Genomic DNA, 981 nt, shown 5'->3' with positions numbered 1-981 from the left:
TGAGGTAATCCCAGCGACTTTTACGTGATCTTGCCGTGCTCGAAGTGCAGCAGAACGAGTGCGGATTTGGCGATGTCGCCGACACGGCTGGGGCTGAGAGAAACATGCTGAAGGACCCGCCACCGCTGCTTCAGCAATGCGAACCCGCGTTCTCCCAGGCAGCGGAGAGAACGCAGAAGCGCGTTTCTGGTACGGGTGTCAATGTCGAGCTCACGGCCATCGGCGGGCTGCTTGACCGGCGTGTGGACGCCGTGGCCTGCACCTTCGTAAGCCGGATCCGCCAGCAGCGGCATGTCCTTGAGATAAGGCCGGATGACATCGAGAACCTGTTCCCGGGCGGCGGTGAGATCGTGGGTGGAGCCGGGCAGAGCGTCCGATAGCCATATCGGAAGACCGTCGGGGGCCAGGAGGGCCTGGATGCCGGCGGCGAAGGCGTGGGCCTTCCCGGAGTACCAGGCGTCGATCTGCTCGCCTTTCGCGCTGGTCTTCTTCTCGCTCACCCGGTCGATGCCGATGAGGGTGCCGTCGATGATCAGGTGGGTCAGGCCGTCGGCGTGGGCGCGGTCCAGCGCGGCCTTCAGGCCGGGTGCCTGCTCTGTCAGGACATCGATGACTTCGTCCAGGTAGCGGTAGGAGGTGGAGCGGGACAGGCCGAAGCCACGGCCGAGTGTGGCGATGTCGCCGCCGTTGCGGAACCAGGTCAGTCCGTATACCGCCTGCCACCAGGTCGAACACTTCCGTGTGCTCTTGCGGGTTCCGCGTCGGTGCCGCTCGTTTTTCAGCAGGCGGGAAAGGTAGGAAACCAGCTCCCGGGGGACGTCGAGGATGGCACGATAGGAAATCACGTGGAGTCCTTGGGTTGCTACGGATCGTCAACAATCCGCTTCTATCGGGGACTCCACGCCCATGTCAGGGGAACAGCGACTCCTCCGGATCCACGGTGGTCATCCGGTATTGCCCGTTATGCCTGCTGGGATTACC

General features: G+C 63.6%; 1 protein-coding gene. It reads right to left on the bottom strand.

Annotated features, from left to right (window positions below):
* Positions 1–20: 20 nt before the first annotated feature.
* Complete coding sequence (locus Acor_RS00145; protein ID WP_155334414.1) at positions 21–845, bottom strand: transposase family protein; 825 nt, start codon at positions 843–845, stop codon at positions 21–23.
* Positions 846–981: the final 136 nt, after the last annotated feature.

The sequence above is a fragment of the Acrocarpospora corrugata genome (assembly GCF_009687845.1).
Lineage (GTDB): Bacteria > Actinomycetota > Actinomycetes > Streptosporangiales > Streptosporangiaceae > Acrocarpospora > Acrocarpospora corrugata.
Note: the sequence above shows the minus strand (reverse complement) of the source record. Positions and strands in the feature narration are given on the sequence as shown.